This is a genomic window from Flavobacterium sp. N2038, assembly GCF_025947185.1.
Classification (GTDB): domain Bacteria; phylum Bacteroidota; class Bacteroidia; order Flavobacteriales; family Flavobacteriaceae; genus Flavobacterium.
This window is the reverse complement of the sequence record NZ_CP110001.1, coordinates 890,949-914,949: the sequence shown is the minus strand read 5'-3', so window position 1 is coordinate 914,949 and position 24,001 is coordinate 890,949. Positions and strand designations below refer to the sequence as shown.

Annotated in this window: 30 protein-coding genes; 14 read left to right on the top strand and 16 right to left on the bottom strand. The window is 33.0% G+C overall.

Features of this window, described 5'->3' with window-relative positions; genetic code table 11:
- The gene (locus OLM51_RS04005) at positions 1-621 is read left to right on the top strand and encodes a hypothetical protein (RefSeq protein WP_264553114.1); all 621 of its coding nucleotides are present in this window, start codon (positions 1-3) and stop codon (positions 619-621) included.
- A 14-nt stretch (positions 622-635) separates the two neighbouring features.
- Here OLM51_RS04005 and OLM51_RS04000 read toward each other — a convergent pair whose 3' ends face one another.
- A complete protein-coding gene (locus OLM51_RS04000) occupies positions 636-1,481 on the bottom strand; it encodes an AraC family transcriptional regulator (RefSeq protein ID WP_264553113.1) in 846 nt (281 codons plus the stop codon).
- Positions 1,482-1,575: 94 nt separating this feature from the next.
- On the opposite strand from OLM51_RS04000, the gene OLM51_RS03995 reads away from it, so the two are divergent.
- The 7 genes from OLM51_RS03995 (at position 1,576) to OLM51_RS03965 (ending at position 8,589) form a co-directional block, all read left to right on the top strand.
- Positions 1,576-1,932, top strand: a complete 357-nt coding sequence (locus OLM51_RS03995) for an NAD-dependent epimerase/dehydratase family protein (RefSeq protein WP_264553112.1) — start codon at positions 1,576-1,578, stop codon at positions 1,930-1,932.
- The gene (locus tag OLM51_RS03990; RefSeq protein WP_264553111.1) at positions 1,929-2,135 is read left to right on the top strand and encodes a hypothetical protein; all 207 of its coding nucleotides are present in this window, start codon (positions 1,929-1,931) and stop codon (positions 2,133-2,135) included. Before OLM51_RS03995 ends, OLM51_RS03990 begins: the two co-directional genes overlap by 4 nt.
- Before the next feature lie 10 nt (positions 2,136-2,145).
- Positions 2,146-2,634, top strand: coding sequence for a lipocalin-like domain-containing protein (locus OLM51_RS03985; RefSeq protein ID WP_264553110.1), 489 nt, complete (start codon positions 2,146-2,148; stop codon positions 2,632-2,634).
- Positions 2,635-2,749: 115 nt separating this feature from the next.
- The gene (pgi, locus tag OLM51_RS03980; protein WP_264553109.1) at positions 2,750-4,393 is read left to right on the top strand and encodes a glucose-6-phosphate isomerase; all 1,644 of its coding nucleotides are present in this window, start codon (positions 2,750-2,752) and stop codon (positions 4,391-4,393) included.
- A gap of 332 nt (positions 4,394-4,725) precedes the next feature.
- Positions 4,726-7,488, top strand: a complete 2,763-nt coding sequence (locus OLM51_RS03975; protein WP_319799969.1) for a TonB-dependent receptor — start codon at positions 4,726-4,728, stop codon at positions 7,486-7,488.
- Between the two features lie 104 nt (positions 7,489-7,592).
- Entirely contained in the window at positions 7,593-8,018 is a 426-nt protein-coding gene (locus tag OLM51_RS03970) for a hypothetical protein (RefSeq protein ID WP_213259645.1), read from the top strand.
- Between the two features lie 82 nt (positions 8,019-8,100).
- Positions 8,101-8,589: a septal ring lytic transglycosylase RlpA family protein gene (locus OLM51_RS03965; RefSeq protein WP_213259644.1), complete on the top strand. Its 489-nt coding sequence runs from the start codon at positions 8,101-8,103 to the stop codon at positions 8,587-8,589.
- Positions 8,590-8,627: 38 nt separating this feature from the next.
- On the opposite strand, the gene OLM51_RS03960 is transcribed toward OLM51_RS03965, so the two are convergent.
- Entirely contained in the window at positions 8,628-9,083 is a 456-nt protein-coding gene (locus OLM51_RS03960) for a DinB family protein (protein WP_264553107.1), read from the bottom strand.
- A 77-nt stretch (positions 9,084-9,160) separates the two neighbouring features.
- Between OLM51_RS03960 and OLM51_RS03955 the strand changes: the two genes are divergently transcribed.
- The 5 genes from OLM51_RS03955 (at position 9,161) to OLM51_RS03935 (ending at position 12,630) form a co-directional block, all read left to right on the top strand.
- A complete protein-coding gene (locus tag OLM51_RS03955; RefSeq protein ID WP_264553106.1) occupies positions 9,161-9,511 on the top strand; it encodes an arsenate reductase family protein in 351 nt (116 codons plus the stop codon).
- A gap of 196 nt (positions 9,512-9,707) precedes the next feature.
- A complete protein-coding gene (locus OLM51_RS03950) occupies positions 9,708-10,568 on the top strand; it encodes a YicC/YloC family endoribonuclease (RefSeq protein ID WP_264553105.1) in 861 nt (286 codons plus the stop codon).
- Between the two features lie 94 nt (positions 10,569-10,662).
- Positions 10,663-11,235: a guanylate kinase gene (gmk, locus tag OLM51_RS03945; protein ID WP_264553104.1), complete on the top strand. Its 573-nt coding sequence runs from the start codon at positions 10,663-10,665 to the stop codon at positions 11,233-11,235.
- Positions 11,236-11,343: 108 nt separating this feature from the next.
- Positions 11,344-11,925 carry a nicotinate (nicotinamide) nucleotide adenylyltransferase gene (nadD, locus tag OLM51_RS03940; RefSeq protein ID WP_264553103.1) on the top strand — a complete coding sequence of 194 codons (582 nt, stop codon included), beginning with the start codon at positions 11,344-11,346 and terminating at the stop codon, positions 11,923-11,925.
- Entirely contained in the window at positions 11,926-12,630 is a 705-nt protein-coding gene (locus tag OLM51_RS03935; protein ID WP_264553102.1) for a hypothetical protein, read from the top strand.
- A gap of 246 nt (positions 12,631-12,876) precedes the next feature.
- On the opposite strand, the gene OLM51_RS03930 is transcribed toward OLM51_RS03935, so the two are convergent.
- The 14 genes from OLM51_RS03930 to OLM51_RS03865 form a co-directional block, all read right to left on the bottom strand.
- Positions 12,877-14,346, bottom strand: coding sequence for a nicotinate phosphoribosyltransferase (locus tag OLM51_RS03930; RefSeq protein WP_264553101.1), 1,470 nt, complete (start codon positions 14,344-14,346; stop codon positions 12,877-12,879).
- 6 nt (positions 14,347-14,352) lie between these two features.
- On the bottom strand, positions 14,353-15,288 hold the full coding sequence (locus OLM51_RS03925; RefSeq protein ID WP_264553100.1) for an ADP-ribosylglycohydrolase family protein: 936 nt from the start codon (positions 15,286-15,288) through the stop codon (positions 14,353-14,355).
- Between the two features lie 29 nt (positions 15,289-15,317).
- A complete protein-coding gene (locus OLM51_RS03920; RefSeq protein ID WP_264553099.1) occupies positions 15,318-15,641 on the bottom strand; it encodes a nucleoside 2-deoxyribosyltransferase domain-containing protein in 324 nt (107 codons plus the stop codon).
- Positions 15,634-15,771: a nucleoside 2-deoxyribosyltransferase domain-containing protein gene (locus OLM51_RS03915; protein ID WP_264553098.1), complete on the bottom strand. Its 138-nt coding sequence runs from the start codon at positions 15,769-15,771 to the stop codon at positions 15,634-15,636. Before OLM51_RS03915 ends, OLM51_RS03920 begins: the two co-directional genes overlap by 8 nt.
- A gap of 2 nt (positions 15,772-15,773) precedes the next feature.
- On the bottom strand, positions 15,774-16,505 hold the full coding sequence (locus OLM51_RS03910) for a metallophosphoesterase family protein (protein ID WP_264553097.1): 732 nt from the start codon (positions 16,503-16,505) through the stop codon (positions 15,774-15,776).
- On the bottom strand, positions 16,505-17,068 hold the full coding sequence (locus tag OLM51_RS03905; RefSeq protein WP_264553096.1) for a 2OG-Fe(II) oxygenase: 564 nt from the start codon (positions 17,066-17,068) through the stop codon (positions 16,505-16,507). Before OLM51_RS03905 ends, OLM51_RS03910 begins: the two co-directional genes overlap by 1 nt.
- 40 nt (positions 17,069-17,108) lie before the next feature.
- Complete coding sequence (locus tag OLM51_RS03900; RefSeq protein ID WP_264553095.1) at positions 17,109-17,948, bottom strand: ADP-ribosylglycohydrolase family protein; 840 nt, start codon at positions 17,946-17,948, stop codon at positions 17,109-17,111.
- A 20-nt stretch (positions 17,949-17,968) separates the two neighbouring features.
- A complete protein-coding gene (locus tag OLM51_RS03895; RefSeq protein ID WP_264553094.1) occupies positions 17,969-18,517 on the bottom strand; it encodes an RNA 2'-phosphotransferase in 549 nt (182 codons plus the stop codon).
- A gap of 123 nt (positions 18,518-18,640) precedes the next feature.
- Entirely contained in the window at positions 18,641-19,168 is a 528-nt protein-coding gene (locus OLM51_RS03890; RefSeq protein ID WP_264553093.1) for an NADAR family protein, read from the bottom strand.
- A gap of 40 nt (positions 19,169-19,208) precedes the next feature.
- A complete protein-coding gene (locus OLM51_RS03885) occupies positions 19,209-20,027 on the bottom strand; it encodes a TIGR02452 family protein (protein WP_264553092.1) in 819 nt (272 codons plus the stop codon).
- Entirely contained in the window at positions 20,024-20,851 is an 828-nt protein-coding gene (prs, locus tag OLM51_RS03880; RefSeq protein WP_264553091.1) for a ribose-phosphate diphosphokinase, read from the bottom strand. Before prs ends, OLM51_RS03885 begins: the two co-directional genes overlap by 4 nt.
- Before the next feature lie 74 nt (positions 20,852-20,925).
- A complete protein-coding gene (locus tag OLM51_RS03875; RefSeq protein WP_264553090.1) occupies positions 20,926-21,618 on the bottom strand; it encodes an NUDIX hydrolase in 693 nt (230 codons plus the stop codon).
- Between the two features lie 113 nt (positions 21,619-21,731).
- Positions 21,732-22,088: a PKD domain-containing protein gene (locus tag OLM51_RS03870; protein WP_264553089.1), complete on the bottom strand. Its 357-nt coding sequence runs from the start codon at positions 22,086-22,088 to the stop codon at positions 21,732-21,734.
- A 68-nt stretch (positions 22,089-22,156) separates the two neighbouring features.
- A complete protein-coding gene (locus OLM51_RS03865) occupies positions 22,157-23,062 on the bottom strand; it encodes a LysR family transcriptional regulator (RefSeq protein WP_264553088.1) in 906 nt (301 codons plus the stop codon).
- 85 nt (positions 23,063-23,147) lie between these two features.
- Here OLM51_RS03865 and OLM51_RS03860 point away from each other — a divergent pair, with 85 nt between their 5' ends.
- Positions 23,148-23,912, top strand: coding sequence for a type 1 glutamine amidotransferase domain-containing protein (locus tag OLM51_RS03860; protein WP_264553087.1), 765 nt, complete (start codon positions 23,148-23,150; stop codon positions 23,910-23,912).
- The last annotated feature ends 89 nt before the right edge of the window (positions 23,913-24,001 follow it).

Below are 24,001 nucleotides of genomic sequence, written 5' to 3'. Positions count from 1 at the left end.
ATGAAAAATGCACGTGTCAAAGCAATTTACAATGAAACTTTTAATGGGTTAAAATTATTTTACAGAGATAGTAATCTTCCTGATAATCTGATTGCAAATTATAAAGTCGGACAAATAATTCAGGAAAAAGGTTTTACTGATATGTCTTCTATCGGTGGCGGGCTTTCAGGAAACATCCGGTATTTAATTGCAAGTGCACATCCAAAAGATTTATCAAAATTCAATCCTGACTCTGCAAAACTCGGTCATTTTCTTCTTGACACTATTGCATATTTTAAAATATTGGACATTCAGAAAATTGAAAACAAAACTCAGGTTTTCCTTTTAAACATTCCAGACAATTCGATTTCACTTTTCAAAAACTCAACTTCAAACCTTGAAGAAGAAATCATTGAAAAAGCAAGGAAAAAATTTCTAGACAAAATCGATTCAGCTCCAGCTCCGGAATTACAAACTGAAGGCTGGAAAGAAAGAACAAAATTACCAATTGGAATGAATGAAAACGGCGAAATGTTTTTTGATGATTCTAAAATTAAAACAGAATCTCCAAAAAGAATCGAAATCAATATTGCCAAGAAAACTATTGAAATTAATAAAAAACCTTGGTGGAAGATTTGGTAATATTTAAAACGACATCACTTACAAAACTTCTTTCTAAATTCCGACGGATTCATTCCTTTATGTTTTCTAAAAACTTTATTCAAATGACTTTCATCAGAATAATTTAATTCATCAGCAATTTCGTTAATCCGCATATCACTATTTAAAAGTCTCGTTTCGATTAATCTTAATTTATAGTTTGCAATATATTCCTGCAGCGTTTCGCCAGTTTGTTTCTTAAAATACTTTCCTAAATAATTAAGCGAAATATTAAAATGTTGGCTTACTTTTTCTGCTTTTAATTGCTTTGGATTGTAGATGTTTTCCTGAATATAATGTAGTATTTCCAAAACCATTTCTCCCGTAGTTTCTTTAATATTCTTCGGAAGTTTTAAGGCAATATTTCTCGCTACAATTGTAATTATTGTATTTACAATTTGCTCAATAATCTTTTGATGATAAATCTGCTGATTGTCTAGTTCCTGAATTATACTTTCTATCAGCGACGCAATTAAAGGTTTATCAATTTTATTTTTTAGAATACACCCGGGACGGTGACTTGCATTTTGAAGAATATATTCCATTCGCAGAACCGTTTCAGATTGTCCGTTTTGAGAATTTGCCTTGATATAATATTCATTAAATCGAAGAAAAAAGAATTTTGTTGGCGTTGTAATTTCAAACGAATGGACATCTTGGGGCGTTACAAGAAATAGATTTCCCCTTCGATATTGAAATTCATTGTTATTAATAACCTGAATTCCGGTTCCATCAACAACATAAATCAATTCAAAGAAATTGTTTTTCCGACTTGTTTTCGGAAACTGTTCCAATTCTTTAAAATCAACTTCAAAAGGAAGATATAAATTCTTGTCTGTCATTAAGCTAAAATACAATTTTAGTACCAATAAGTACAATTTTCTACGAAAGCTAACCTCTTAATTTTGTTTTAGATAACAAACTAAAATTTACAAAATGAGAATACTTTTAATTGGAGCAAACGGAACAATTGGAAAAATACTAAATCCGGCTCTGGCAAAAAATCATGAAATTATTTCGGCAGGACGAAACAGCGGTGATTTTAAAATCGATTTATCAGATTCAGACTCGATTGAAAAATTATTCAGCGAAGTCAAAAATATCGATGCCTGTATCTGTGTTGCAGGCGATTGTTATACGGGAGATTTGCATTCGCTTGACGAAGAAAAATTAAATATTGGCATTAAAAGCAAATTATTGGGTCAGGTAAATTTGGTTTTAATTGGGCAAAAATACTTAAACGATAACGGATCATTTATACTGACTTCGGGAAAATGGGCGATAAACCGGTGAAAAACAATATTAGCAAAGCAATTGTAAATGGCGGAATTAACAGCTTTGTGCTTTCGGCTTCGCTGGAATTAGAAAGAGGAATTAGAATAAATGCAATAAGTCCGGCAAAGGTTTCAGACATTCCTGTGGAAGATTTAATAAATGCTTATACAAAAATTATAGAAGGAACTATCAATGGAGAAATTATTAAAGTAAACTATTAAAATTTTAAAGATGAAAAACACAACTTTCTTATTATTACTATTCGTTTTAAATTCGGCTATTGCGCAAAAAACAAAATCTGATTTTTTAGGTTCATGGACTTTGGTTTCGGTAGAGAACAAAAATTCTGATGGAACAAAAAATCTTCCGTATGATGTAAATCCAAAGGGCACTTTATTTTTTGATGGAAAGGGAAATTACGTCATTCAGATATATAAAAACGAAAGATCAAAAATAGTTTCGGGCGATAAAAACAAATGTACTCCCGAAGAAAATGCGGCAATTGTGCAAGGAAGTAATTCGCACTTTGGAGAATATGAAATTGACGAAGCAAACAGGATTATTACTTTTAAAATAAAAACAGCTTCGTTTCCAAACTGGGAAGGAACAATCCAAAAACGATCTTATACTTTGATAAATAATGAACTTAAATATGTTGTAACCAATACTACGCAGGGAGGAAAATCAGTCACGGCAGAAGTTGTCTGGAAAAAACTATAATATTCATAAAACGTTTTCGTAACTAATTGTTATATAATCACGAACAACTCCCCTTTTAAAAGTTATTTCAGTATTTTTGTGTTTCTAAAAAAACAAACCACATAATAAAATTCAAATGGCTTTAAACACAACAAACCCAACCGGGACTGAAGCGTGGAAGAATCTACAAAACCACTATAACGCAATTAACGAAACAACGATACAGGAATTATTTCAGCAAGATAATGCACGTGCTGAAAAATTCAATTTGCAATGGAATGACTTTTTAGTTGACTATTCAAAAAACAATATTAGCCAGGAAACTATTTCTCTTTTACTAGAATTAGCTAATTCTATTGGAGTAAAAGATGCCATTGCACAATACTTTGGCGGAGAAATTATTAACCAAACTGAAAACAGAGCTGTTTTGCATACTGCATTGCGCGCTCCGGAATCGGCAGTTATTAAAGTTGATGGAGAAAACGTAATTCCAGAAGTTTATGAAGTAAAAAACAAAATTAAAAACTTTACAAACGAAGTAATTTCGGGGCAAAGAAAAGGCTTTACAGGAAAAGCTTTTACTGATATTGTAAATATTGGAATTGGAGGTTCAGATCTTGGGCCGGTTATGGCTGTTGAAGCTTTACAATTTTACAAAAATCATCTAAATCTTCATTTTGTTTCAAATGTTGATGGTGATCACGTAAACGAAGTAATTAAAAAATTAAATCCTGAAACGACTTTATTCCTGATTGTTTCTAAAACTTTTACCACTCAGGAAACACTTTCAAATTCTGAAACTATTAAAGAATGGTTTTTAAAATCAGCTTCGCAAGAAGATATTGCAAAACACTTCGTGGCGGTTTCAACTAACATCCAAAAAGTAACTGAATTCGGAATTAATCCAGACAACGTTTTCCCAATGTGGGACTGGGTTGGAGGAAGATTTTCTCTTTGGAGTGCCGTTGGTCTAAGCATCGCTTTAGCAATTGGTTTTGATAATTATAACCAATTATTAGTTGGAGCTAATGAAATGGATGAACATTTCAAATCGACTGAATTTGACGAAAATATTCCGGTAATTCTGGCTTTGTTAAGCGTTTGGTACAATAACTTTTATGGTGCCGAAAGTGAAGCTTTGATTCCATATACTCAATATTTACAAAAACTAGCTCCTTATTTGCAACAGGCAACTATGGAAAGTAACGGAAAAAGCGTTGGCCGTGACGGAAAGCCTGTTAATTACCAAACAGGAACCATTATCTGGGGAGAACCGGGAACGAATTCTCAACATGCTTTCTTCCAATTAATTCATCAGGGAACAAAATTAATCCCAACTGATTTTATTGGTTTTGTAAAACCGCTTTACGGAAATGAAGATCATCACGACAAATTGATGTCAAACTTCTTTGCACAGACAGAAGCTTTAATGAACGGAAAAACTCCTGCACAGGTTCAGGCTGAATTTGACAAACAAGGTCTGTCTGCCGAAAAAGCAGCATATTTATTACCATTCAAAGTTTTTACTGGCAACAAACCAACCAATACAATTTTGATTCAAAAATTAACACCAAAAAGTTTAGGTTCGTTAATTGCATTATACGAACATAAAATCTTCGTTCAGGGCGTTATCTGGAATATTTTCAGCTTTGATCAATGGGGAGTTGAATTAGGAAAACAGTTAGCAAACTCTATCTTAGATGAAATAAATTCGAAAACAGTTAAAACTCATGACAGTTCAACTTCATTTTTACTGAATCACTTTTTGAAAAACAAATAAAGCTCTTCAAAAAACAAAATCATAACATACTGAAACGCCTTAATTTAACACAAATTAAGGCGTTTTTTCGTATAAAGATCATCATTTAGCAGCTAAAAAGACGGAACAATATAAGTATACAGCTACAAACTCGTTCACATTATTATGATTTTAACAAAATACAGCCCTAATAATTTAAAAAATAGTTATTTTATTTAATAGAAAATAGAAAAATCATTTTAATGCGCAATCAATTAGACAAAACTTCCTTTTCTTAACATTTTGATAACACTATCTGATTTAATTGTTATAATTTTGCCAAAAACAATAAACTAAATAACAAAATGAAGAAAATGAAAAATTGGTTACTTACTGGACTATTTTTTATGATAGTTTCAACCGTATTTTCTCAAGGAAAAGTTACTGGTACGATTACCGACGGTGTTGGTTCATTGCCAGGAGCAAACGTAGTGATTAAAGGATCTACTACGGCAACTTCAACAGACTTTGATGGTAAATTTACCTTAAATTCAACTACAGGTTCTGGAGAAATTGTTATCTCTTTTTTAGGTTTTGAAAACCAAACTGTAAAATATACAGTTTCAAATGGTTCTACTACAAACTTAGGAAAAATCGTTTTAACATCTAACTCAAACGAGTTAAGTGAAATTGTGGTTACAAGTAGCGTTATTGACGTTGCAAAAGACAGAAAAACTCCAGTTGCTGTTTCTACAATTAAAGCAGCTGAAATTAGAGAAAAACTTGGTTCTCAAGAATTTCCTGAAATCTTAAAAAGCACACCTTCTGTGTATGCTTCAAAAGCTGGTGGTGGATATGGAGATTCAAGAATTGCGATTCGTGGATTTGACCAAAAAAACGTTGCAGTTATGATCAATGGAGTGCCTATCAATGATATGGAAAACAGCTCTGTATATTGGAGTAACTGGGCAGGTATCTCTGATGTAACTTCTGCTATGCAGGTTCAAAGAGGTCTTGGAGCTTCTAAATTGGCTATTTCTTCTGTAGGTGGTACAATAAACATCATTACTAAAACGTCTGACATGAAAGAAGGTGGATCAGTTTCATCTACTTTTGGTAATAACGGTTATATTAAAGCACAAGCTTCTTACAATACTGGTGTAATGAAAAATGGTCTTTCTGCTTCTGTTTTATTCAGCAGAACTGCAGGAGACGGATATGTTGATGCAACTAAATTTGAAGGATACAACTATTATATGGCTTTTGGTTACAAAGCAAATGACAAACATAGTTTCCAATTTACTTTTACAGGAGCGCCTCAATGGCATGACCAAAGATCTACCTCTGTTGCCATAAGCGATGCATTAAAATACGGAAGTAATGGTACTGAACCAAACATCAAATACAACTCTGATTGGGGTATGAGAAATGGTGAAGAGTATAATTTAAAAACAAATTATTACCATAAACCTGTAATGTCTCTTAACTGGGATTACGATATCAACTCAACTACAAAATTATCTACAGTAGGTTATGCTTCATGGGGACGTGGAGGAGGAACTACTTCAAATGGAGTTATCAAAGGAAACAATCCTTACTCTACAAACAACGCATTAAGAACTCCTGACGGAACAGTAAATTTTGATTTAATCGAAAATTGGAATTCAGGACAACCTACAACACTTGGAACAAGAGTTCCTGTTAACGGTAAATTCGAAAACAATTCTTCGAATGCATCAAACTCAACCAATGGTATCTCACAAATTGCTTCTGTAAACTCACACAACTGGTATGGTGCAGTAATCAATTTAGATAAAAAATTCTCTGAAAGCCTTACATTAGATTTTGGACTTGAAGGAAGAATGTACCAAGGTATCCACTTCCAAAACTTAATTGATTTACTTGGAGCTGATGTTTATAAAAACACTGCTGACGTAAATAACAATCCTGGTTATTTTAGCACTACTTATGCGCCAAGACCAAATGGAAATCCATTTGTTAGCACTGATTATCAGCAAAGAATTAACTACTGGAATGACAGTAAAGTTAATTATTACGGAGCTTTTACTCAATTAGAATACACTACTGGAGACTTCACTGCTTTCCTTCAAGGAGCTGTATCTCAGCAAGCTTACCAAAGAATTGATCATTTCAAGTATACTTATGATAGCCCACTTGCTAAAACAGGTTTCAAAACTATTACTGGTGGAGATATTAAAGCTGGAGCTAACTACAACATTAACGAGCACCATAATGTATTTGTAAATGGAGGTATATACTCAAAACAACCGTTTTTCAATGCGGTATATCCTAACAATGCTTCAATTGTAAACCCTAACCTTACAAATGAAAAAATCAAAGCAATCGAAGCTGGTTACGGTTTCCGTTCTGGTATCTTCAATGCTAACTTAAACGCTTATTATACAACTTGGGATGACAGATTTACAACTGCGATAGATCAGGCACCAACGAATCCAAGCGGATACTACACTTTCCAAGGTGTTAATGAAATCCATAAAGGTATCGAATTGGATGTTAATGCTAAGTTAATTGACAAATTAAAACTAAACGGAATGATTTCTGTTGGGGATTGGAAATACAGCGGTAATGCTACAAGTAGCCGTTTTGATGTTGCTAATAATCCAATTAGTGGAGATCAACCTTTATACTTAGATGGAGTTAAAGTTGGAAACAATGCTCAAACTACAATGGCAATTGGAGCGGCTTACGAAATCTTAGACGGTCTTAATGTTGATGCAAACCTTAACTACTCTGAAAAATTGTACGGAAACATTGATGTAGCTAAATTTGGAGCTGCAGATAACAAAGGTGCAGTAGAGTTACCTGGTTTTGCAACTACAGATGCTGGTGTATCTTACAGATGGAATTTTGCACCTAAATTAGGTTCTTTAAACTTCAGATTAAATGTTAACAACGTTTTTGATAAAACATTTATCAACGAATCGTTTACAAACATTTTTGCAGATGACAACCTTCCTGTAGCAAATGGACAAACACCTGGTTCAAAAGGAACTTATGCTTCTAATGGACAACTTTACAATGGTATTGCAACTGCTAACAAAGTTTACTTTGGTTTCGGAAGAACTTGGAACTTTAGCTTACGTTACGATTTCTAATATTTAGAATCTAAATAAATACCAAAAAACGGCATTGACTTTTAGTTTAATGCCGTTTTTTTATGCCTTTTTTTCTATATTTGTTTTAACAAAAAATCTTATTTATGTACCATTTTTTACAAAAATTTCACTCGGGCTGGGCTTATTTAGCTCTATTGCTACTTTTGGTTGCAGTAGTAAATGCAATAATAGGCTTAACTTCTAAAAAAGAATTCACAGCTAAAGACCGCAAAATCTCTTTGTTCGCATTAATTGGAACACACACACAATTATTAATTGGTCTGATTCTTTACTTTGTTTCTCCTTTAGGAAAAGCTGCTTTTGGACAAATGTCTAATGCTGAACTAAGATTAACTTCTTTAGAACATCCACTAATCAACATCATTGCCATCATTCTAATTACTATCGGATGGTCTAAACATAAAAAATTGATCAATAGCGAAGCAAAATTTAAAACATTTGCAATTTTTTACGGATTAGGATTATTGCTAATCCTTAGCAGAATACCTTGGAACCTTTGGTTTCAATAAAAATAAAGTCCTAGAATTGTAGGACTTTTTTTATAATGGCATATTATTTGTACAAACTCCCCAAGTCTGAAAAAAATAACCCATGAGAAATAAAAAAAACATTATACTCACAGCGCTTACGGCAACTTTTATAAGTTGCTTCACCTACGTTATAAGCCAAACCAAACCGGCCATCGAGCCCAAAATAATACAAGATAGCCTATCGCGACCTAATATTATTGCCATGCCTACCGATTCAGTTTTTACTGACAAAGGCTTAAAATTAAAACTATACAAAAAAACGGCACATGCTTCCTACTACGCAGACCGTTTTAATGGCAAAAAAACTGCAGATGGCAGCAGATTCAACAACAACAAATATACTGCCGCACATAAAAAACTTCCTTTTGGAACAAGAGTAAAAGTTACAAATGAAGCTAATGGAAAGTTTGTTATTGTAAAAATCACTGACCGCGGTCCATTTGTAAAAACACGTGAAATAGACCTTTCTAAGCGTGCCTTTATGGATATTACCAAAAATAAAGGTGCTGGTGCAATGAAAGTAACCATCGAGACCATTATCGAAAAATAAAAAAAATCCCGTTCTGAATTTCAGAACGGGATTTTTATTTAAACAAACTTTCTAATGCCCATTATAATTCCGGTATGAATTCCTTCATGGTAATTATTAAAATCCAAAGCTCCTTGAATGTTTTTAAGCGTATATCCCAAACTCGTTGTATATTCGGTATAATTAACAAAAATGTTCTTCTCAAAGTCATTAATCGTTTGTAAAAATGTAGAGGATAATAATGTTTTGATTTCATCAACCTCTGCTTGCGAAACATCACCTTCCGGTTTTGTTCCTTTTCTGTATTTTGCAATAAATTCCTCAGAAACCATAGTAGGCAAACCTGATAATTTATAGATCAACACTTGTTGTGAAGCCACACAGTGTGCAACATTCCAAATTAAATTATTACTAAATCCCTCCGGAATTTTATTCAATTGTTCTAATGAATGATTATCTAAAATTTTCAAAAGAATTTCTCTAATTGTTTTTTGTACTTCAAATACTGAATTCATAATTACATTTTTTTTCTAAAATTACTCATTTTTAAGTTTTAAATGAATTTTCTTTGTAGTCTCTAAAAATATAAATCATGAACAAAATATATTATCTGGCTTCGTGCGATACTTGCCGCAAAATCATTAAAAGTCTTCCTGAAAATCACAATCTGACTTTTCAGGATATCAGACAAAATCCAATTACAGAAGCTGAACTCGAAGAAATGTATAAACTTTCGGGAAGCTATGAAGCTTTATTCAGCAAAAAAGCACAACTGTATAAATCTATGGATTTAAAAAATAAATCATTGACAGAAGCAGATTTTAAAAAATACATCTTAGAGCATTATACTTTTTTAAGCCGTCCGGTTTTTATTATTGACGGAAAAATTTACATTGGCAACAGCCAGAAAAATATAACAGAAGTTATAAAAGTTTTAAGCTAAAAGCTTTACCCGTTTTTTGCCACAAATTTTCGTAAATCAAACTGCTTATTTTTTTTCTAATGCAGCGATCTTACAAGATTTAATCCTTAAAATTTGTGGCAAAAACACACCTTAAAACAACAGGTCTCACAGAATAGTGATTTACAGCGCAACACTGCAAACTTTTAATTATCTTTGCGCCTTTATACTCAATTATATGATACAATCTATGACAGGGTTTGGCAAAGCTTCTTTGCAATTGCCTACAAAAAAAATTACAGTCGAAGTAAAATCCTTAAACAGTAAAGGTTTAGATTTAAACGTAAGAATGCCTTCGCTTTACCGCGAAATGGAATTAGGTTTAAGAACCTTGATTTCTACTAAACTTGAAAGAGGTAAAATTGATTTCGGAATTTATATCGAAAGTACTGCAGAACAAACTTCGACAAAAGTAAATGTACCTATCGTAAAGTATTATATCGCACAATTGAAGGAAGTAAATCCGGACGCTGATGAAACTGAATTAATGAAAATGGCCGTTCGTATGCCTGATACATTAAAAACAGAGCGTGAAGAAATAGACGAAAATGACTGGGATCAAATTCAGGTTACGATCGATGAAGCACTTCAAAATATCTTAAGTTTTAGAAAAGACGAAGGTGAATCTCTTGAAAAAGAGTTTAATCTTCGAATTGCAAATATCCGTCAATACATGAATGATACTCTGGCACTGGATCCGGAACGTATTCAGGCCATTAAAGACCGTTTACAAACTGCTATTTCAGAATTGCAGGTAAATGTTGATGAAAATCGTTTTGAGCAGGAGTTAATCTATTATTTAGAAAAACTGGATATTACAGAAGAAAAAGTTCGTTTAACCAACCATCTAGATTATTTCCTGGAAACTTTAAACGGTTCTGAAGCTAATGGTCGCAAACTTGGCTTTATTACTCAGGAAATGGGCCGTGAAATCAATACAATGGGTTCTAAATCAAATCATGCACAAATGCAGAAACTGGTTGTGATGATGAAAGATGAATTGGAGAAGATTAAAGAACAGGTTTTGAATGTGCTTTAAAAAGCAGTAAGCTTTAAGCTATAGGCTATAAGCAAGAATAAAGACATCAAATTAAAGCTTAAAGCGTATTGCTTAAAGCCTAAAGCATACATTAATGAACAAAGGAAAATTAATTGTTTTTTCAGCACCTTCAGGCTCAGGAAAAACAACTATCGTAAAGCATTTATTAGGTCAAGAAGATTTAAATCTTGAATTTTCGATTTCGGCAGCATCACGTGAACCACGTGGAGAAGAAGTACACGGAAAGGATTATTATTTCATTTCGTTAGAAGAATTCAAAAAGCACATTAAAGCTGAGGATTTCTTGGAATGGGAAGAAGTTTATCGCGATAACTTCTATGGCACTTTAAAATCGGAGATTGAGAGAATATGGGCCCTAGGAAAAAATGTCATTTTTGATATTGATGTTGCGGGTGGACTTCGAATCAAACATAAATTTCCAGAGCAGACTCTAGCTGTCTTTGTAAAACCACCAAGCGTTGACGAATTAAAACGCAGATTAAAAGAGCGCTCTACCGAAAGTGATGATAAAATCAATATGCGTATTGCAAAAGCTTCTGTAGAATTGGCAACAGCTCCTCAATTTGATGTAATTATCAAAAATTATGATTTACCTGTAGCTTTAGAAGAAGCTCATCAATTGGTTAAGGACTTCGTAAATAAATAATTTTATTCCGCAGAGATCCACAAAGAAAAACGCAAAGATTCGCCAAGTTGAAATAAAACTTTGCGAATCTTTGTGCTATCTTAGCAACTCTCTGTGAAACTCTAGAAAATGAAAATAGGTTTATATTTCGGAACTTACAATCCCATTCATGTTGGTCATTTGATCATTGCCAATCATATGGCCGAGTTTGCAGATTTAGATCAGATTTGGATGGTGGTTACACCTCATAATCCTTTAAAAAAGAAAGCTACTCTGCTTGACGATCATCAGCGCTTGCAAATGGTTTTTTTGGCTACAGAAGAATATCCAAAAATTAAACCATCTGATATTGAGTTTAAATTACCTCAGCCCAATTATACCGTAATTACTTTAGCACATTTACAGGAAAAATACCCAAATCATGAATTTTCATTGATTATGGGTGAAGACAATTTGAAAACATTCCATAAGTGGAAGAACTATGAAGTAATCCTTGATAATCATGATATATATGTTTATCCACGTATTTCTGATGAACCGGAAAATATCGAGTTAAAATCGCATCCAAAAATCCATATTATTGATGCTCCAATTGTAGAGATTTCTTCAACTTTTATTCGAAACAGTATTAAAGAAGGCAAAAATATTCAGCCTTTGTTACCGCCAAAAGTTTGGGAATATATTGATCATAATAATTTTTATAAGAAGTAGATGCTTTTCTCCGCCTCTATTTTCATTCCTAAAGAACCAAAAGGTTTTAATTTAACTCGATCAGAAAAACTTTGCTGGTATTCTTTAGGAGTACTTGTAATATATTCATTACCAATTTTATTCATTGAAAAATATTACAATTATAAATTCCCTCAGTGGATTTATTATATATCATTAATTATCTTTCTAGTAAATTTTAGTAGTTATTTTATCAGACTAGGGGAATTTGAAAATCTTAATGGCGCTTTTGATGGGAAAATTACATTTAGAGAAGACTTCTTAGTTATAAATGGAATTGAATACAAATATTCAAAATTAGAAAATTTAGTTATTTATGGAAATTCGTTCTCTGGAGAAAAAACAAAAAATTACAGATATGGTCCTATGTATGGGAATGGCGTCGAAAATCTAATTTCATTTACTTGTAACGGAATTAAAATTGAAAAACATTTTCAGTTAAATACCGAACGTCATCTTGATGAATTACAAAATACTTTAATTCATATTATTTCCTCCGAAAAAATTCCTTTCAAAAAAGAATATTTAGATTTTATCAATGAAGAACATCGATCGTATATTCTTTTCGAATTTCTAATTGGAAAATTAATCCGAGAAAAGAAAATTAGTAATAAAGAAGGTCTTGGTTTAATAAAATTTAATTCAAACAAAGATGCTCAGGAATTTAAAGCAAAATATTGCATTTAAATTTTTGAATTGCCTCCAGTTTTAACTGGAGGTTTTTTATTTTCAACAACACATGGCTTTAGCCAAAATACGTTTGGCTAAAGCCGATGTTGCGATATCTCTTTTAACCTCCAGTTAAAACTGGAGGCAATTGATTTCTCTTAAAACGAAAAAACCTTTGTCAAAGTTTCGAACTTTGACAAAGGCCTCACCACATTTATAATTTCAATAAAAAGCCTGAATTTCAATTCAGGCTTTCGTTTATAATTAAGCTTCTATGCTCACTTCACTTTTAACTCTCGTTCTAATCTCACTCAGCGATTGATCAATCAAAAGTTTTCCATCTCTGAAAATCTCTTTCAATTCACCTTGTTTTTCTTCTTCCCAGGAAACATTATCAGTTAAATGATACTTTCCGTCGATTAAATCTATTTTCATCAATCCTTTGGCCGATTTTTTAGTTCCGTCGTCTGTAATTGGATCTTTAAAGATGGCTCTTCCCTCTCCGTTTACTTCTCCATAAGTTGCTTTCATCGCAAATCCGAAAGTATCTCTGGTGTTGTATTGATAAGTGAAAGAACCAATTCCAAGAACAACATTTGTAGAGGCAAATCCTTTTGCTTTCAATCTTTCGCAAATTTGTGTTGCTCTTGCTACAGTAATACTGTCTCCATAAATAGCTCCGATTTGCGGAACTAATTCTTTGAATCCTTTTGCATTTGTTGTACCGCCAAAAACATCCCAAAGCAATTCGATAACCCCTTTCTTTTCTTGTTCTGTTTTTCCGTTTGGATTTCCACAGATAATATCAACCGGATCACCACTGTCAGGGCGAATTACGACTTTACCCTCTCTTGAAACGATATCTTCTCTCAATCGAGGCAAATAATCCGTCAAAACTTTCCATAAATCCCAGGTATCAGAAACGATAGAAACAATTCCTTTTGGATATACTTCTGTAATCAATCTTTTAAAAGTTTCATACTCGCCTTCTGTAGTCCCCATACACATTACAGAATGTTCTGTAGCGGCTACTGAACCTGCAATTAATTCTAAATCAGAATTGGCTTTGTAATATTCTTCGAAGAAATCTATTGCCGGAATTGTATCAGATCCTGTAAAACTCAATAAATGTCCGGCTGCAGAAGTTACTGCTGCTTCGATTCCGCCCATTCCTCTCATAGAGAAATCATGCGCCTGCCAATCTACAAATTCAGGAACAGATGAAGTTTGGTCGGCATATTTATCTAATACTTTTCTATACTCTTTTGCAAGTGTTGCTGAGTTGCAAGGAAGCCAGATTACTGCAGAAAGTAAAGTTTCGAAATAATTGGTCAGCCAGAAAAACTCCGGAATGGTATTGTACATCGTAAACATTGGCACTCGCAACGGAACGCTTGCTCCTTCTGGCAAAGCTTTAAAAACCATCGGGATGTATCCTAAATCGTGTAAGTCTTCGATATGTTTTGTACCAACTTGGTTTTCGCCCAAATAATTATTGATTCTTCTGGAATATTTCTTAATCACTTCTTCTTTTGGTTTTTTAAAGAAATACTCCTCAAAATCGTTAATGATATATTTTTTGATGAAATACTGTAATCCAAAAAACACAACCTCATCCAGACCTTCAATTCTTGATTTACGAGGTGTCCAGTTAGAATAAACTAAAGTGGTATTATCTGGATATTGTCTTCTGTGGTCAACTTTGTAACCATCGGTTAATAATAATGGGTTCATATATTTTTATATTTTTTGTGATAATCTTTCTGCTAAATCTTTAATATCATTGGACCTGACTAAATTGTCAATCCATTTTTGAGGCATATTTTCGATACCGTAATAAATCCCTGCTAATCCTCCGGCAATTGCGCTTGTTGTATCTGTATCTCCACCTAAATTAACGGCTTTTAAAACCGTTTCTTCATAAGAATCAAAATTTAAAAAACACCAGACACTAGCTTCTAAACTATGCAGTACATAACCGGACGAATGAATTTCATTTTCTGAATATGAAAAAATATCATTCTTCAAAATCCTTTCAAACAATCCAATTTCTACTGGGTTAAATTCTTTGCTTTCTAAAAATCTTGAAACAACATTTTGCATTTCTTTATAAGCTTCGAATTTATCTTTATCTTTTAGAATCTCCAAACAATATACAACATAAATAAAACAAGCAAATACGGAACGGAAATGGGCGTGCGTGATCGACGAAACAGCCTTGACTTTCTGATAAATAACTTCTATATCTTTTTCTTTTTGAAGATAAAAAACCAATGGTAAAATACGCATTAAGGAACCATTCCCATTATCTCTTTCTTCAAAACCGCCACATAAATCAGGCTGATGTCCTTTTGCTATATTATGCATTGCATTTCTTGTTGCTATTCCAATATCAAAAACTTTTCCATGCGGTGTCCATAAATCTGCATTATACCATCTAACGAAATTTTTGGCCATATTATTTAAATCAAAACCGCCACATAAACTTTCTGCTAAACAAAAAGCGAGAGAACTATCATCGCTCCAGGTTCCTGGCGGCTGGTAATGTGTTCCGTACCCAATCATTTCAGAAACAGGATTTTCTTTTAAAGATGATCTGGAGTAAAATTCTACCGGAACGCCCAAAGCATCACCAATCGCAACACCAAATAAACCTGATTCTATTTTACTTTTCATGATACTTTCTAATTATGACCGTGTACTTTTTATCTTAATAGATTTTGAACTAACTCTTCTAATGTTTTAAATTGTTCGACCGCATATCTCTCACATACAATATCAATATTACCTTTGCGCCAGAAATTTTCCTCTACCACTACCATCATTTTATTCGATTGGGCATAAAGTCCAAATTCCAGTAACGATATTGGTGACATTGTGTTTTCTGCAAAATACATGATAATAATGTCTGCTCTTTCAAGTGCGTGAAGTTCCCAACTTACCTGTTCCTTAAAATGAATATTTTCTATGGTTTGCGACCAACTACTATCCCACTCGCTTCTTCTTGGATTAAAAATAACATTAATCATTCTGCAACAATTCTTCGCAGCGCAACTGCCAGTTAATCGCTTTATCCATTTCTATTGAACCAGCCAAAAAAATGGTTTTCACATCGATTTTCGAGGGGATTTCTTCGGGTGCTTTATAAATTTTCTTCATGGTTATTTATTTCTTCCTTTTTCAGCTGGATAAAATGTTTGTACTGCATCACTCTGCCAAAATTCTTTTGTTTCAACATCCAAACAAGTTAATTTTCCATAAAAACCTGCTCCGGTATCTATATTCCAAACATTACAGCCTTGCATCGGAATTTCGACATCATAATGAAGTGTTGGTGTGTGACCGATATAAATTTCATTGAAAAGCAACAATCTTTTCGGGTACGAAAGTGAATCTTTCTGAATTCTTTTATCCATCGTTAAAGCCATTTCCCACAAAGTTCTATCCCAGGAATAATTGGTTTTGTAATGTTCTTTCTCCGGACCGTGCATAGATGAAAAGCCGGCATGAATAAACAAATTGTTCTTTTCGTCTACAAAATAATCTTTCATCTCATTGAAAAAATGGCGGTGCTTTTCTTTTTCTGAAAATTCAATATCGGCATAACTTTCTATAGTTGATTTTCCTCCGTGTAAAAACCAAATATCATTTATCACACCATCTTCTAACCATTCCTGACACCAGGCATCGTGATTTCCTTTTATAAAAATGCATTCTTGTTTTTGGGATAAATCGATAAGAAAATCAATCAATTGTTTTGATTCACTCCAGCCGTCAACATAATCTCCCAGAAAAATAAATCTGTCATTTTCTGAATAATCAATTCTTTCTAACAACTGAATTAATGCTTTTAATCCACCATGAATATCGCCAAAAACCAGAGTTCTTTTCATCAATTATTACCGTCTTTCAGTTTATACATAATATCGCTCCTTAAAACATACTTTATTCCCGAAATCAAAGCTGCTCCTTCATGACGCTGACTATGTTCAAAAATAAGCGCTGTTCCGGTTTTGGGCGTAATAATTTCTCCCGAAGCAAATTTTGTTTCTCCGCCTACATATCCCTCATTCAAATAAATGAGAAAAGTATAATAACTAAATTCAGATTCGTTGCGTTTATAACTACCATCTCGGTGCATTTTAAATCGCTGGCTAGGGTTATACTTATAAAACCTAAACATTTCATTTAATCCTATGACTATACTCTCGTTAACAACAGGCTTAACATAAGATTTTAATTTTTGCCAGATTAAAGATGCATATTCATGATCCTCATACATGATACGTTCGTTATTGCGCACCATTTTCATCATTTTTTGTGCTCCATCAACATTAACTTCAGCTTCTTCAAAACCAATTAACTCACTTTTCTTTACCAGTTCGTTACATTCTTCCAGGCTAAGAAAATTATCTATTGTATAAATATCCAATCCTTCATTAATGATATTTAGCATAACTACGCATTTTATGATTAGTAAAAAGTTCTTTACATGATTAACTAAACTTGTTATTCAAAGATGCATCCAATTTTATTAGAAAATCTTTTCCGAATTTATCATTCTCTAATTCTTCATAAAGAAATGATGGCAACGTTTTCTCACAATTTTGCTTCTGACTTAAAATTGCCATAGACAAAGCTGCAACGGTATCTGTATCTCCGCCATAACCGATTCCTGTTTTTAGGCAATCTTTCATAGAAACAGCTTCTGAAACCATTTTAATTACAGCTTGTGTTGTTGGATATCCATGCATGTCGATTGGAGAAGTAATTCTATAGTTTTCATTTTCTTTTAAAGTTTCATTTAGAAAATTTATCAGAGTAGATCCGTCACCCAGATTATATTTAAAATAATGAACTGCTAAAGCTATACGCTTAGCACAGCTTATTCCTTCAACTGTATTATGGGAAGTTTTCGCCTGAATCTCACAGAACTCGAGTATTTGTTTAATATCTTTTAAATATCCAATGGAATACGCTCTCATGGCAGAACCATTTCCACTGCTTCCATTGTCGATTATTTTGATAAAATCAGAACCGTTTTTACTGGCATCCAAAGCGTTGTAAACTCTGTCTGAATATCCTCTTCTTTTATCTCTGTGAAATACTTCTACAAACTTATCTGCTACTTTAATCTCATTCCAATTATCCTCTTCTAAAAGCAATTCCGAAATCGCAATCGCCATTTGGGTATCATCAGTATATTTTTTATAAATCTCTGTGTACATTCCATGTTTATCATACTGAGTCAAATTGTTATTTTTAGAGATAAAACTTAAATCTCTAAATTCAAAACCTGCACCGTATGCATCGCCTATTGCTGCTTCTAAAATCATAACTTCTTTATTAGATTATTTTAAGATTTAAACTCGAGATACTTTGCCGGAACTTCATCTGTAAGCCATACATTGTTTTCAGACAAATAAAATTTAAATCCGTCTCTGTGCATGTCACCGCTTCTAACGGTCAAAATTTGAGGAACGCCACGTCTGCTACCTACTTTAATCGCAGTTTCTTTGTCTTTGGAAAGATGCACATGTTGACGGTTCATTTTTTTCAAACCTTCTTTCTCTATGCTTTCCATAAATTTTCCAACCGTTCCGTGATACAAATATTCTAAAGGTTCTGTTTCTGCCAGATCCAGTTCTACTGAAATAGAATGTCCCTGACTTGCACGAATTTTGCTTTTATCTTCATTATAAGCAAAACGCTTTTTATCGTTATTTTCTACAACGTAATCTAAAAGTTCAGCGTCAAGACGATTCCCTTTTTTAGTACATTTTTCTATTAATTCATTGACATCTGCCCAACCGTTTTCGTCTAATTTTAATCCGATTTTTTCCGGCGAATGTCTAAGCACCAGACTTAAAAACTTACTGACGCTTTTTGCTATATTTTCATTCATTTTTAATATTTTTTTCAAACGTTCTAACTTCAAACGTTCTTAGTTTAGAGAACGCAAATTAAATTCGTTTATAATTCTACTACTTATGAAATGCTTCTTCCAAACATCCTCTCATTCGTAGTTTTATCTCAGCTCATCCCTAACTTCCATCAAAGCAAAACCTAAAAGATTTAAGCCTTTCCATTTTTTAGGACTAAAAGCGTCTTTGTGATCCCCTGCCATTCCAATTCCCCAAATAGAGTCAACAGGACTTGCTTCTACCAAAACTCTATCATAGGTATTCAGCAAAAATATTTTCAAATCTGCATTTTGACTGAACTTATGATAATTCCCTTGTTTTACGATTTCAAATCGGTTTTCTAACCAGATTTTATCATCATAGTTTCTCACTTTACGGCCTAATTTTTTGGCTTCGGCAGGAGAATTACATTTTATGATTTTTTCTAGAATTTCCTGGTCTTTAAACAATTCCGCTTTTTTTGCCATCATCCAGTGCTCTGCAGTTTTATAGGTAACTCCTTCCACTTCAAAAGAGCTTAACCACCACTGGCTGAAACAGGTTTTGATTATTGTTCCGTCTTTACTTGGCTGATGTCCCCAGAAAAATAAAAATTTACTTTCCGGAGCTATAGTATCTATATTGTATTTCATTTTTTTGTTTTAGGTTTCAGGTTACTTTGAGAACTTGAAACTAATTAAACATATCTTCAAACTGCTTAAAGTTTGATTTCTTTTCAGAATTGTCAAATACGGCAAAAACTATTTTTTTAAAAGCTCCTGCATATTTATCTGTAATAATTTCTTTGAACAAATAGGCTACATCTTTGGATTCATTTCTAAAAACACCACAGCCCCAAGCTCCCAAAATCAGTGTATTGCTTTTTTGTTTTAAAGCAATTGCCAATACTTTATCCATTCTTTCTTTTAAAGCCTCTTCTATTTCGGCAATTTCTTCTTTCCTGTTATGTTGCACCATCGCACCTTTGTTGGGTGCAGCTGCTGTAATTACATCAGCTGTTAATGGTTTTTCAAAATAATTTCCATTATCATCGTTCCAAAACAAAACATTCGGACTATAAATCATATAATCTGAATATAAAAACGAAGATTGATTTCTGTTAAAATCATACATCGCTTTGTTTTTGATTTGTGTTTCATAAAGGTTTGAAGATCTGGCCAGACTTTCTTCCTGAGCAGAAGCACCGCCTAAAAATCCACCACCCGGATTTTTTGCTGAAGCGAAATTCAAAACACAGATTTTGTCATTTTTCTCTTGAGCAAGTGCTTCAATTGTAGAACAATTTTTAGTAACAATTTCTGTTTCAAACTTATTCTCAATTGGAGTTTTCAGGATTGCGTCCCAATCATTTGGCGCAATTGTAAACGTATTTTGTATAGATTCTTTGAGTTCTTTTTCTACAACAATCTTTTTTCCTTTATATTCATAAAACCCATTCTTAACTATTTCTAAGGTTTTATTTGCTATTTCTACTCTATAATTTTTATTCATAATTCTAATTTTACGACTTCAACCTTTTCATTGTCAAAGTCTTTTACTGAATTGGTTGTGAAGATTTTATCAAAACAATTTAAAACTTCAAACCCTTTATTAAAAATTCCGTGGCTTACTGCTAAGTATAATTTTCCGGCATTTTTCTTTTTTAATTCTTCAGCTAATCCTACGAAAGTTCCTCCTCCGTCGCAAATATCATCCACAATTAAACAATCCATTCCCTTTAGATCTTCTTCATATACTTTAAAACCAGATAATTTTCCTGTTTTTACATCACGGCTTTTGCTGCATTCTACAACATCAATTCCACCTAAAAATTCAGAAACTTTGTAGATTTTCTTTAAAGCGCCGCCATCCGGAGAAATCAATTTTACGTTTTCACCTATAACTTTTAAAATTTGCTGAATAAAAGTATGGTTCGGAATTACAGTACAATTGTTTACTAAAGCCGGAGTCACTTCAGAATGCGCATCAAAAACAAACACTTTGTTTAATTGCAAGGCATTTATAATATCAGCATAAACTTTTACAGATAATGGTTCGCCGGGAATCATAACACGATCTTGTCTGGCAGCCGGAAAATACGGAATAAAGAGATCGATAATTTTAACGTCCATTCTGCGCAACGCATCAACTGCAATACACAACAAACCTAAATCGTTGAAAGAATTTAATCTATGTGTGATTGTTATTTTCTGATTGCTATCAAAATCGGGATTAATTTTTATATGAGGTTCTCCTCCAGAAAATGTAAAACTTTGAAATTTGATTTCTTCCTGATTGTTAAAAGGAGTGAATTTTGGGTCAAGATTTAGTATCATAGGTTTTTAGTTTGCGTTAATTATACGCAAATGTAGAATTTAATTTTAAATAAACAATTTATTTTGTGTAAAAATTACGCAAACTTTATTTCGAAGTGAAAGCCCCTATTCGATAACTCATTATATTTCAATTTATTGAATTTAAAAAGTTTCGCCGGGCGACCTGTTTTTACGGGTGAAAAATTTTCTGTTTGCTCTAAAATATCAAAGCTGAGGATTTTTTTTCTGAAGTTTCGTCGATCAATTTCTTTTTCTAAAATAGTGCAATAAAGATTTTCAAGATCTGAAAACAAGAATTCTTCGGGAAGCAGATCAAAACCAATTGGTTCATAGATTAGTTTTGATTTTAATCTGGAAATTGCTTTTTCGAGTATTAAATTATGATCAAAAGCCAAAGTTGGAATTTCATCTATTTTACACCATTGCACTCTTTCGGCATCTGTATCGGCTTTAATTTCTAAATTTGAAGCGTCGACTAATGCGTAATAGGCTACCGAAATTACACGGTTTCGGGAATCTCTGTAAATATTATCTCCAAAAGTGTACAACTGTTCCATAAAAGTTAACTGTACATTGGTTTCTTCATGCAATTCACGTATTACTGCATCGCTCAAGGATTCATCATTCTGAACTAAACCTCCGGGCAATGCCCAATATTTATCTGCTGAACCAAATTTCTGTTCAATTAAAAGCGCATATAAACCATTGTTTTTATAACCAAAAACAATTGCATCAACAGCAATTCTTATATTTTGTAAATTTTCCATAATCCTAAATCATATCAAACAAATATAACGAATGAGAGCCAATTTTATAATCTATTACCCAAGCAATAAATTATAAAACTGGCTCTCACACCTATTTTCTTCGTTTTACTTTTCTAGTTCACTGTCACAGTTCGTTTTGGAACAGAAGTACATTCTGTACCGTCTTTTTTAACCGTAACCTCAGCCTTTGCCTCGTATGTACCAGCCGCGGCATAAGTATGAGTAACTTCTTTTCCGGTTCCCGTAGTACCATCTCCAAATGTCCATTTTACAGAAATCAAAGTTCCAGTTCCACTGTACTCAACTGAATAGTTCATTAACTTCGGATTCACGGCATCTGTAGAATTATGTAGTTTGACATACAGAGATTCTGCCAGACAATCAATTATCACCTCGTCATCATGTTTGCTGCAAGAATTACTCATAAATACAGCTGCAATAAGAATTAAAACGGATACGATCTTTTTCATTTTTGAAAACTTTAGTGGTTTATTTTATCAAAATTATACTTTTAAGCAATATCAACAAATGATCTATATCATAATCTATTACCAAAAAACAGTTTTAGTTCCTTAGAAATAATATCAAAAAGCGTATTAGATTTATTATTCTTAGCTGTTAAAACGTATACAAACTCTTCGGGTACATGAAAACTATTCCATAATAACTGCAATTTATTTTCCTGAATATATTTTCTCGCATTACAATTCCAGGTTACTGCCACACCTTCATTCTTTGCCAATATTTTAAGCATTTCAGATTCAGAGGGAATAATATAATTGGGCACCATCGAAGGTCTTTTTTTATTAAAAGCATGGAGCCAGAATAATTTTATATGCGGAATTCGTGCGTCATGACTGTACCATTTTTGTTCGTTAAGCCATTGCTCAATTTCTGTAAAATTATCTGCTTTTAATCGCTGACGAAACTCGGTTACATCCTGATTTGTTGGTGCTACCATTATCAGCTTAATTTTCCCTACAATTTCGTATACCGTATCAAACGTCTCAAAACCTTTAGTAACAATGGCAAAATCAAGCTTTTTAGCATCTACCAATTCAAAAAGTGCATCATTTTCTGCAAAAGTAAAATCGATTAAATCAAACTTCGAAATTAAAAGATCTCCAATACAGCCAAAAAGATGTTGCGAAACTCCAATCGAAATTAACCTGTTGGCATCTTCAGCTTTAGCACGAAAGCTAGTTTCCACATTTTCAAGACGTTCCAATGCATCTATAATCAAATTATTGAGTAACTTAGCATATTCGGTTGGTTCTACTCCTTTTGATTTTCGATTAAATAATTTATTTCCAACATGAGCCTCGAGCATAGAAATCTGCTGACTAACGGCAGGCTGACTCATAAATAACTCTTTTGCGGCTAACGAAAAATTACCATTTTTATAAACCGCTTTAAACGTTCTGTACCATTCTAAGTTTACCATGATATAAATTATTTAATAACAAACATAGTTTATTTTATTTTTACAAATATCACTTTAGCGTTAAATTTGCTAAAAATTTAAACATATGAAGAAAATAGCATTACTCGGAATTATAGTATTCACAGCAATTAGCTTTTCGGCTATGGCTCAAAAATCAAATAAAAAAAGTATGAAAAAAGTATTATTTGTTGTTACCAGCAATGATAAACTGGGCAATACAGGAGAAAAAACAGGATTTTGGTCAGAGGAATTTGCTGCGCCGTATTACGAATTATTAGATCAGGGAATAGAAATTTCAATTGCTTCTCCGCTCGGAGGACAACCTCCAATTGACCCTAAAAGTGCTGATCCTGCTTCGGCAACAGAAGACACAAAACGTTTTGACGCTGACAAGACATTACAGGAAAAATTAAAAAACACTATAAAACTTTCAACCATAAATCAAAAAGATTACGATGCTGTTTTTTATCCTGGTGGCCACGGTCCGCTTTGGGATTTAGTAGAAGACAGAAGTTCAATTGCTTTGATTGAATCTTTTTACACGCATAACAAACCTGTAGCTTTTGTTTGTCACGCTCCGGCAGTTTTGAAAAACGTAAAAGTAAAAGGTGAATATTTGGTAAAAGGTAAAAAAGTAACCGGATTTACCAATGCAGAAGAAGAAGCTGTTGGTTTAACTAAAGTTGTTCCCTTTTTATTAGAAGATGCTTTGGCATCAAACGGAGGTATTTTTTCTAAAGGACCAAACTGGCAACCTTATGCTGTTGAAGACGGACTTTTAATTACAGGACAAAATCCGGCATCATCTAAACTGGTTGCGGACAAATTATTACAAAAATTGAGCAAATAAGGCGCTATCCCAATAACTATCGGGACTGAGTTACTAAGATGCTAAGGTTTTCTCTTAGCATCTTAAAAAACTCAATCTCTTATTTCATT

What these genes read in the sequence shown, in the direction of transcription:
- nadD (WP_264553103.1), top strand. Translation starts at nt 11,344, where the DNA reads ATGAAAATAGGTTTATATTTCGGAACTTACAATCCCATTCATGTTGGT.
- OLM51_RS03915 (WP_264553098.1), bottom strand. Translation starts at nt 15,771, where the DNA reads ATGAAGAAAATTTATAAAGCACCCGAAGAAATCCCCTCGAAAATCGAT.
- OLM51_RS03950 (WP_264553105.1), top strand. Translation starts at nt 9,708, where the DNA reads ATGATACAATCTATGACAGGGTTTGGCAAAGCTTCTTTGCAATTGCCT.
- OLM51_RS03885 (WP_264553092.1), bottom strand. Translation starts at nt 20,027, where the DNA reads ATGAATAAAAATTATAGAGTAGAAATAGCAAATAAAACCTTAGAAATA.
- gmk (WP_264553104.1), top strand. Translation starts at nt 10,663, where the DNA reads ATGAACAAAGGAAAATTAATTGTTTTTTCAGCACCTTCAGGCTCAGGA.
- OLM51_RS03865 (WP_264553088.1), bottom strand. Translation starts at nt 23,062, where the DNA reads ATGGTAAACTTAGAATGGTACAGAACGTTTAAAGCGGTTTATAAAAAT.
- OLM51_RS03905 (WP_264553096.1), bottom strand. Translation starts at nt 17,068, where the DNA reads ATGCTAAATATCATTAATGAAGGATTGGATATTTATACAATAGATAAT.
- OLM51_RS03875 (WP_264553090.1), bottom strand. Translation starts at nt 21,618, where the DNA reads ATGGAAAATTTACAAAATATAAGAATTGCTGTTGATGCAATTGTTTTT.
- OLM51_RS03975 (WP_319799969.1), top strand. Translation starts at nt 4,726, where the DNA reads ATGAAAAATTGGTTACTTACTGGACTATTTTTTATGATAGTTTCAACC.
- OLM51_RS03970 (WP_213259645.1), top strand. Translation starts at nt 7,593, where the DNA reads ATGTACCATTTTTTACAAAAATTTCACTCGGGCTGGGCTTATTTAGCT.
- pgi (WP_264553109.1), top strand. Translation starts at nt 2,750, where the DNA reads ATGGCTTTAAACACAACAAACCCAACCGGGACTGAAGCGTGGAAGAAT.
- OLM51_RS03870 (WP_264553089.1), bottom strand. Translation starts at nt 22,088, where the DNA reads ATGAAAAAGATCGTATCCGTTTTAATTCTTATTGCAGCTGTATTTATG.
- prs (WP_264553091.1), bottom strand. Translation starts at nt 20,851, where the DNA reads ATGATACTAAATCTTGACCCAAAATTCACTCCTTTTAACAATCAGGAA.
- OLM51_RS03890 (WP_264553093.1), bottom strand. Translation starts at nt 19,168, where the DNA reads ATGAAATACAATATAGATACTATAGCTCCGGAAAGTAAATTTTTATTT.
- OLM51_RS03995 (WP_264553112.1), top strand. Translation starts at nt 1,576, where the DNA reads ATGAGAATACTTTTAATTGGAGCAAACGGAACAATTGGAAAAATACTA.
- OLM51_RS03910 (WP_264553097.1), bottom strand. Translation starts at nt 16,505, where the DNA reads ATGAAAAGAACTCTGGTTTTTGGCGATATTCATGGTGGATTAAAAGCA.
- OLM51_RS03895 (WP_264553094.1), bottom strand. Translation starts at nt 18,517, where the DNA reads ATGAATGAAAATATAGCAAAAAGCGTCAGTAAGTTTTTAAGTCTGGTG.
- OLM51_RS03985 (WP_264553110.1), top strand. Translation starts at nt 2,146, where the DNA reads ATGAAAAACACAACTTTCTTATTATTACTATTCGTTTTAAATTCGGCT.
- OLM51_RS03965 (WP_213259644.1), top strand. Translation starts at nt 8,101, where the DNA reads ATGAGAAATAAAAAAAACATTATACTCACAGCGCTTACGGCAACTTTT.
- OLM51_RS04000 (WP_264553113.1), bottom strand. Translation starts at nt 1,481, where the DNA reads ATGACAGACAAGAATTTATATCTTCCTTTTGAAGTTGATTTTAAAGAA.
- OLM51_RS03900 (WP_264553095.1), bottom strand. Translation starts at nt 17,948, where the DNA reads ATGATTTTAGAAGCAGCAATAGGCGATGCATACGGTGCAGGTTTTGAA.
- OLM51_RS03925 (WP_264553100.1), bottom strand. Translation starts at nt 15,288, where the DNA reads ATGAAAAGTAAAATAGAATCAGGTTTATTTGGTGTTGCGATTGGTGAT.
- OLM51_RS03930 (WP_264553101.1), bottom strand. Translation starts at nt 14,346, where the DNA reads ATGAACCCATTATTATTAACCGATGGTTACAAAGTTGACCACAGAAGA.
- OLM51_RS04005 (WP_264553114.1), top strand. Translation starts at nt 1, where the DNA reads ATGAAAAATGCACGTGTCAAAGCAATTTACAATGAAACTTTTAATGGG.
- OLM51_RS03935 (WP_264553102.1), top strand. Translation starts at nt 11,926, where the DNA reads ATGCTTTTCTCCGCCTCTATTTTCATTCCTAAAGAACCAAAAGGTTTT.
- OLM51_RS03960 (WP_264553107.1), bottom strand. Translation starts at nt 9,083, where the DNA reads ATGAATTCAGTATTTGAAGTACAAAAAACAATTAGAGAAATTCTTTTG.
- OLM51_RS03955 (WP_264553106.1), top strand. Translation starts at nt 9,161, where the DNA reads ATGAACAAAATATATTATCTGGCTTCGTGCGATACTTGCCGCAAAATC.
- OLM51_RS03860 (WP_264553087.1), top strand. Translation starts at nt 23,148, where the DNA reads ATGAAGAAAATAGCATTACTCGGAATTATAGTATTCACAGCAATTAGC.
- OLM51_RS03920 (WP_264553099.1), bottom strand. Translation starts at nt 15,641, where the DNA reads ATGATTAATGTTATTTTTAATCCAAGAAGAAGCGAGTGGGATAGTAGT.